This window comes from Scytonema sp. UIC 10036, assembly GCF_009725235.1.
In genome coordinates this window covers 19,498-27,197 of sequence record NZ_WJFC01000181.1, presented here as the reverse complement: position 1 = coordinate 27,197, position 7,700 = coordinate 19,498, and the positions used below count along the sequence as shown (strand labels likewise).

Here is a 7,700-nt window from a genome sequence, read left to right as displayed (position 1 = left end):
TAAGAAAAATGTAAAATTAATTACATATATTTTGTAAAATTTTTATAATTGTAATGTATTCTAAAGAATAACTTTACCAAAAATTAACTGTTTTTTAATTTAAAATTTACTTTTAAACTGTTAACTTATTAATAATTCACTTTTTGCTGCAACATTTGAACCCTCCAAAACCTACTATGTCTGGGAGTTGGAGGGGTTCTTTAGAGATGATTTATAAAGCAAACATTAATGAAGAGCGCTCGTTGGGTTTCGTTCCTCAACCCAACCTACTGAAGAAATAACAGAAAAAAAGGATCTCACGCTCGAACAAGCTGGCAATGGATAGTGTTGAACAAGACAATACTAATTCTCTTTTAAAGGTAGCCCGATCTTTCTTGCTTGAAGAGGTGGCACCATTGGCGAATGAGATTGACTGGAACTCAAACGCTTTATTTCACGCATTGCAAAGTCTGGGAAGGTTGGGGCTGCTAGCCCTAAGAGTGCCATGCCGTTGGGGTGGAAAAGAGGTTAGCGAGCAAGTATTTGGTAGTTTTCAAGAACTGGTAGCCCAATATTCTGGTGCTCTAGCTTTTTTGCAAACGCAACACCAAAGTGCTGCTGGTATGCTTGTTACTAGCAACAATGCCTCTCTTCAACAAAAGTACCTTCCCTACATGAGTGATGGTCAAATTTTACTGGGAGTTGGTTTTTCTCAGCTAAGACGTGAAGGGGAACCACTTGTTGTTGCAGTACCAGTACCGGGTGGTTATCAACTCAATGGAGTTGTACCTTGGGTTACGGGTTGGAATCTTTTTAGCGAGTTTATTGTTGCTGCGACTTTACCTGACGATCGCGCTGTTTTCGGTATCATCCCTTTAGTGGAAACACATCAAGACTCGGGAGGTGCGATCGCGTTTTCACCACCCGCACAGCTTGCAGCAATGACATCTACAAATACTGTCACAGCAACTTTAACTGACTGGTTTTTGCCTGTAGAACGTGTTGTTTTCATGAAACCTGCTGGCTGGATTCATGAAAATGACAAGAATAATGTTCTTCGTGCGACTTTTTTGGCTACAGGATGTGCTCTTGGTGGGTTGGATATTTTAGAGTCTGCTGCAAAGAAAAAATTATTGCCTTTTATTACCGATGCTTTTGAAAGTCTTCAGCAGGAACTTGGCTACTGTCGTGCTGCTATTCGCAAAGCACAACAAAATTCGGATCTGTCTTTTGCAGAACGCTTGCAACTGCGAGCTTGGTCGATTGACTTAGCGACTAGGATTGCTCATGCAGCGATCGCAGTTTCTAGTGGAGCGTCTATTTACAGTCATCATAACGCACAACGGGTTTACCGTGAGGGGCTGGTATTTACCGTGACTGGTCAAACTTCTGCTGTTATGGAAGCTACTTTAAGTAGGTTGACGCGAAAGCAAAATTTGTTTGATGAACCGCAGAGGCGCAGAGAACACGGAGAAATTTTCTACCTTGTCCCCCTGTCCTCCTTGTCTCCCTTGTCCCCCTTGTCCCCCTTGTCTCCTTGTCTCCCTCGTCCCACAATATTCACTTACTCACAATTATACACTTAAGCCATGTGATTGATACAGGTATTCCTTGTGGGAAGGCGATCCACCAGTGGTTGAGACTGTGGCGGAGTTGATAAGGATGGTTATTACCTGCGGCGTTTTCTTTAGGAGACACAGGTGTGGAACTCACTGAATGCTCAATAGCTTTATGTTGTGGTGTAGGTATCGATCCTATCCTGCTGGTTCATGATTGTAACAGCTGTGTTATTAGATTTTGGGAGCAAGCAGTTGGTAATCAGTTATGTTCTTTCTGTGGATGATATCTAGCTTGGGAACACAAACGGGACATTCCTAACTGTGTAGTACTCCTCATACAGTGTGCAAGAAAAGTGTTGGATGTAAGATGCCTTTTTTAACCGGATACTCAAGAGGAATGCACTTTCCTGTTGGAATTGATGCGACAAGGTTTTTACTGGAGAACGTCAAATTGCGGGAGTAGGAATTGATACTCCCGGAGTTGATGCAGGGCAAGAACACTTTTTGCACTAACTTTTAGGTGTTAAGAGCACGTATTGTTTGGAGAATTTGACCAATTAACAGTTCCACCAAAGGGGTATTACGCTTGTGATTGGGATTCTTAGGTTAAAGCATGGCTCGGTTCTCCTGCTGCAGTGATGGCGTTGATTCATTAGAGATTAGTCATATCTGTTACTAATGTTACATCTGTTTTTCATGACGATAATAAATAGTACAAGCCAACTGGAAGTAATGGTCTAATCCGGAGGTGTAAAAAATGAGCCATCCCTAATTGCCGTAATTACATCGCGGAGAATGTTAAACTCTGCATCAGTGCTACTTAGAAAGCCGAAATCCTGCGGATAATCGTGAAGTGGTTGCTACTTTTCGCTTCGCTTGCAGCTGATGTTGAAGATCTGTAGCTTTCTGCCCGTGTTGCGTACCGCAGGTTGGCGACTTGTGCCTGCTCCAGCCAGAGCCGAATACGTCACGAGTCGAGAACTTTGCGAAAGTAAAAGAAGAACTTGCTCTGTTGATGAGCGGGAAATGGGTAACTCTGGCAGAGGCACGGGGGATGTTCAAGAAGGTATTGATTGTGCTATTACAGTGCAGGCGAAGGACGACGGTTATTTGGGGCAAACGAACACCCTCTGAATGCCCCTCACAACGTTCGCCATGACAGTCCGAATGCCTGTTGGGGTTTGCTTTGATTACACCGTGGGAATTTCCAGTTGCTATCCCTTGTGGAAAGCAATGCCGCTTTGGTGTGTGGTAATACTGTAATTCTCCAAACCGCAGAAGATACTCCTGCTGTGCTACAAAACTCGTGAAATTTTTGCAGAGGCTGGTTTGCCTGAGGTGTTATCAACTTGGTGCATTGCGTGGGAGAGAACGGGAAAAGCTTAGTTGAGCATCCTGATGTTGATTTAGTCTCTTTTACTGGCTCTTCTGAAACGCGTGCTTTTGTTGCTTCTTACTTGCGGGCGCACTCACAAACGCGTGTGTCTGAAGATGGGTGGTAAAAATGCTCAATTGTTATGGAAGATGCGATTTGCAACTGTTTGGATGGTGCTGTTGGGGTGCATTTGAATGCCGGTCAAGGTGTACTGCAACAAGTGTGCTGCTACATCGCGATATAAAGAGAATTTACCGATATGCTGAAGAACGACAGTCAGCTACGCTTGGCGCTGGTACTGATTCAAAGACGGATGTTGTCCTATGTAATGAAAGCAACTCCCAACGTGTTAGTAAATATCTAGATATTGCGCGTGAAGAGGGTGCAAAAGTTTTAATTGGTGGAAGTGGCGACTAGGGAGGTTTGCAAACGGTTACTCTTTCAGCCTACTATTCTCGATTTTACTCCTCAAATGCGGTTGCCCGTGAAGAAATATTTGGACCTGTTCGTGGCGCTGATAGAGGTAACTCTTTTGAGGAAGCGATCGCAATCCTGAACGATACACCTTACGTCTCATCTTCGATATATACTCGCGATGTCAACGTGCTTTCACAGCCATCGCGATATTGAAGCAGGAACTTACCTACATCAACGGTCCCACATTGGTGCTGAAGTACATTTACCTTTGTGGTGTCAAACAAACTGGTAACGACATCGAGAAGCTGGTATGTTGTCCTTGATGTATTTCACGATTGGAAACCGTGTATGTGGATTTTCTGGAAGCTTACAAGCGCCTCAAATTGATAACGAATAGGTTGGGTTGAGGAACGAAACCCAACATTTAACCGAAGTAGGTTGGTGAGGAACGAAACCCAACATTTATCGAATATGGTGTCACTTCATTTACCCAACCCAACAATACATTTGGTGATTACATTTGGTGATTGAAATTTACTTTACATGACCTCTTCTTAGAGGATGTTTGAAAAGTTGTTGGTTGTGCTTTTATCACATTATTACCCCTTAATCCCCCGATGTATTGGGGGGAACAAGAAAAATTCGTTCCCCCCAATACATCGGGAAGGGTTAGGGTGGGGTAAAAAAAATTTAATACATAATCATGATTTTCAACATCCTTTTAGGTTGAAAGTTAGACGTTATTTGGTATTAGAGATGGTTGCTACTGTTTTTCGACCTCTAAAGTTGGTGGTAGCTTTGGCAATATTTTGTTGTTTGCTGTTAGCAGGTTGTCACCCTAGCAAATTTAAAACCTCTTCGGCTCAAGTCTCTCAAGTCGTTTTAGTTTCTCTGAGCGATCCACCTAGCTTTAACTATGCCATTAATGACTCTCCCTATAGTATTTTTCCTTTCATCTACAAGGGATTGATTGATGAGAACGCTTTGACTCATAAGTTGGAACCAGGATTGGCAGAGAATTGGTCAATTTCTAGCGATCGCCAGCGAATTACTTTTACACTCAAACCAGGGTTAAAGTGGTCAGATGGCACATCTCTGACAGCAGATGATATTGTCTTTACTTATCGAGATATATACCTCAACAAAAAAATTCCCACTATTTGGAGAGATTTTTTACGTATTGGCAACAAAGAAGCTTTTCCAAAAGTGCAGAAACTCAACGATCGGCAAATAGAGTTCACTTTACCAGAACCTTTTACTCCTTTTTTAAGAAATATAGAAAAACTGGCAATTCTTCCGGCTCATGCATTGCGCCCCTCTGTCTTCAAGAGCGATGCTAATGGCAATCCACAATTTTTATCAACTTGGGGAACCAACACCCCTGCCGAACAAATTATTAGTAATGGACCCTACCTGATAGAAAGTTATACTCCATCTGAGCGAGTCATCTTACGACGCAATCCCTATTACTGGCGACACGACGATCGGGGAAATCAATTGCCTTATATTGAACGCATTGTTTGGCAAATTATTTCATCAACTGACAACCAGTTACTAAAATTCCGCTCTGGGGAACTGGATAACCTGGATGTAACACCATCAGTATTCAGGTTACTAAAAAAAGAGGAGAAGCGAGGAAAATACACTATTTATAACGGTGGACTTAGTGATGGTTTTGCGTTTGTTGGTTTCAATCTCAATCAAGCTCGCAATGCCAAAGGACAGCCTTTGGTAAACCCAATTAAGTCTCGGTGGTTTAATAACTTGGCTTTTAGACAAGCAGTCGCTTATGCTATTAACCGCAAACGGATGAAAACCAATATCTATCAGGGGTTGGGCGAAGTACAACATTCGCCCATATCGGTACAAAGTCCTTATTACCTCTCGCCTACCGCTGGGTTAAAAGTTTACGATTACAATCCTCTGAAAGCAAAGCAAATGTTGCTAGAGACTGGTTTCAAGTACAATTCTCAAAAAGAATTGATAGATCGGGATGGGAACCGGGTACAATTTAATATCCTGGTAAAATCAGAAGACCGATCCCGGATAGATGCTGCGGTGCAGATCCAACAAGATTTAAACCAGATCGGTATTAAAACAGCTTTGCAGGTAGTCAACTTTAACGTCGTGCTGCGAAAGCTGCTCTCCCATCGAGATTGGGATTGTTATGTAGGTGCATTCGGCGTTCCTGGTGCAGATGTGGAACCTAACCTTGTATCGTTGTTCTGGACTAGTCAAGGCTCGTTTCATCAATTCAACCAAGGTACTCAAGCAGGAGAACCACCGCTTAAAGGATGGGTAGTTTCTGATTGGGAAAGGGAAATAGACAGTCTTTTCAGCGCTGGAATTAAAGAAATAAATGAGAACAAGCGCAAAGCAATTTATGGCAAATTCCAGCAAATTGTTGCCGAACAGTTGCCTGTGTTTTGCCTGGTGAATCCCATGTCATTTAAAGCAGTGCGCGATCGCATCGAGCCAATCAAATATTCTAGTTTAGGATCGATTTTCTGGAACATTGATGAATGGAAAGTAGCTAATAATTGATGAGTGATAACTGGAGTTTAGACCAAACTGTACGACCTCCTATCCACTTTATCCGCGTCCATCTGCGTTCATCTGCGGTTCCTTAATCATTTGATGTATGCACCCCATCGAAAACTGATAAAAACTTAATTAAATGAACCACAGAGGCGCAGAGGACGCAGAGGAAAGAGGAGAGGACGATCGGTAATCTTATGCCGGAAAGGGAGTAATTCGTTACGAACTTGTGCAATCCTATACTAGGATAGTAGGTATTTTAGCAAGGTTTCGCAGTAAAGTTTGGGATCTCGCAGATACATTAGGGGGCTGCCGTGTAGAACCTTGGTGGTAGAATGGGGAACAAGTCGGGCAGTGTCTTCAATAAAAGGCGTAAACATGGTGTCTTCCATTGCCCACATGAGTAAAGTCGGTACCGTCAGGAGTGGTAAACGGCTTGCTTCTGAGTAGCTCAAAACTGCTTCTATCCCCTCGTAGGTGCGCTCTTTTCGAGACATTACTTCTTGGAAATAGATTTCAAAGCATTCAGGGGGATAACCAACACACAGTGATTTTATCCGTTGCCAATTGGTGCTGTAGTGGCTGCCATCGTCTTTTATCTCCGGGGGTCCGTAAAAGAATGGCGATCGGCGTAAATCTTGACGTGCTGCTGAATCTTTCCAACGAGGCATTCCAAAAAGTAGCAGCTTTTTAATTCTACTTGAACAAATTACCGCCGCTTCGCAAGCAATTGCCGCTCCGGTGCTATTGCCCACCAAGTAAAAATCTTCAACTTTAAGCGTGTCCAGTACCTCTAATAAATCTGACGCATACTGCGGAATAGTCCACTGAGTGGGTGGATTTTCTGACTCACCTTGACCAGGAGTATCTGGCACAATTACTCGAAAATGCGGGGCTAATAGCGGTATGGCTCTAAGAAAACTACGAGAAGAAAAGTACGTTTTGTGGGTGAGTACCAGTACCGGTCCATTACCTGCTGTCCGGTAATGCAATTGACCCCACGGTCTGTCCACAAAGCCTCTTTTAATTTTGATTACCTGTTCTGAAATCATTACTGCTGAATCGCACTTCAAAACTATAGTAAAAATGTCAGCAACACTATATGCTTGTAATGTGGCTGAGTCTAGAGATAGTCAGCAAAAATTGACATTCTCTTACCTAAAATTATCTCTTATTAAATTATAAAAAGTTAAATTGATAAGGATTTTGGAATATCAGGCAGCAGCAACCAATTGGGGGAATTCGGTAATCATGCGATCTGCGATCGTTGGCAATGTGTATCGCATTTTTAAACTCTTTAGGCGAGCGGTGGAACGTAGGTTTGAAACAAGATGAATCTGAATGTCAAAAGCGCGTTTCCACACATTTGCGCTTTGGCGCTATTGTAAGGTTGCTGTCATGGTTTTATGATTGCGGTTTACGTTTTACGAATTAGGCTCTTTGAAGAGACTGTAACTCTACTTTACAAATATTTACTTTAATTTACAATATTAACAAGTTTATTAAAAGTAATAAGAAAGATTAGCTTGAGTTATCATTCGTGCGGAGGACAAGCCCCAAGTTCCCTCGCTGGGGTATATATCGGGGGATTTAGGGGGAGCGTGAATGTTTTGCTACTGATGAAAGGACTTTTCAAACACCCTCTAAGACTACCAAGCATATATTTCTCTTTCTTTGCGCTCTTTGCGTCTTTGCGGTTCATTTAGATAGATAATCTTTGAGCGGGAAGGGAGTAAAATCTTCGATGGTATTTTTTGTGTGAAATTATTACGGTATATATACTAAGTTTAAACTAGCACACTTTGTATAATTTATCTAAAATAGAAGAACAA

4 protein-coding genes and 2 pseudogenes are annotated in these 7,700 nt (G+C 42.2%); 5 read left to right on the top strand and 1 reads right to left on the bottom strand.

Features of this window, described 5'->3' with window-relative positions; all coding sequences use genetic code 11:
• Nucleotides 1–317: 317 nt before the first annotated feature.
• The 5 genes and pseudogenes from F7734_RS47695 to F7734_RS47685 all read left to right on the top strand — a co-directional run.
• A pseudogene (locus F7734_RS47695) lies at nucleotides 318–1,409 on the top strand (acyl-CoA dehydrogenase family protein); the annotation flags it as partial.
• Nucleotides 1,410–2,423: 1,014 nt separating this feature from the next.
• On the top strand, nucleotides 2,424–2,672 hold the full coding sequence (locus tag F7734_RS64545) for a hypothetical protein (protein WP_243147468.1): 249 nt from the start codon (nucleotides 2,424–2,426) through the stop codon (nucleotides 2,670–2,672).
• Nucleotides 2,673–2,890: 218 nt separating this feature from the next.
• The gene (locus F7734_RS65755) at nucleotides 2,891–3,040 is read left to right on the top strand and encodes an aldehyde dehydrogenase family protein (RefSeq protein ID WP_347566410.1); all 150 of its coding nucleotides are present in this window, start codon (nucleotides 2,891–2,893) and stop codon (nucleotides 3,038–3,040) included.
• 2 nt (nucleotides 3,041–3,042) lie between these two features.
• Nucleotides 3,043–3,543, top strand: a pseudogene (locus F7734_RS64540) (aldehyde dehydrogenase family protein).
• 543 nt (nucleotides 3,544–4,086) lie between these two features.
• Nucleotides 4,087–5,874: an ABC transporter substrate-binding protein gene (locus F7734_RS47685; RefSeq protein WP_155751346.1), complete on the top strand. Its 1,788-nt coding sequence runs from the start codon at nucleotides 4,087–4,089 to the stop codon at nucleotides 5,872–5,874.
• A gap of 236 nt (nucleotides 5,875–6,110) precedes the next feature.
• Here F7734_RS47685 and F7734_RS47680 read toward each other — a convergent pair whose 3' ends face one another.
• Nucleotides 6,111–6,881, bottom strand: coding sequence for an alpha/beta hydrolase (locus tag F7734_RS47680; RefSeq protein WP_166482604.1), 771 nt, complete (start codon nucleotides 6,879–6,881; stop codon nucleotides 6,111–6,113).
• Nucleotides 6,882–7,700: the final 819 nt, after the last annotated feature.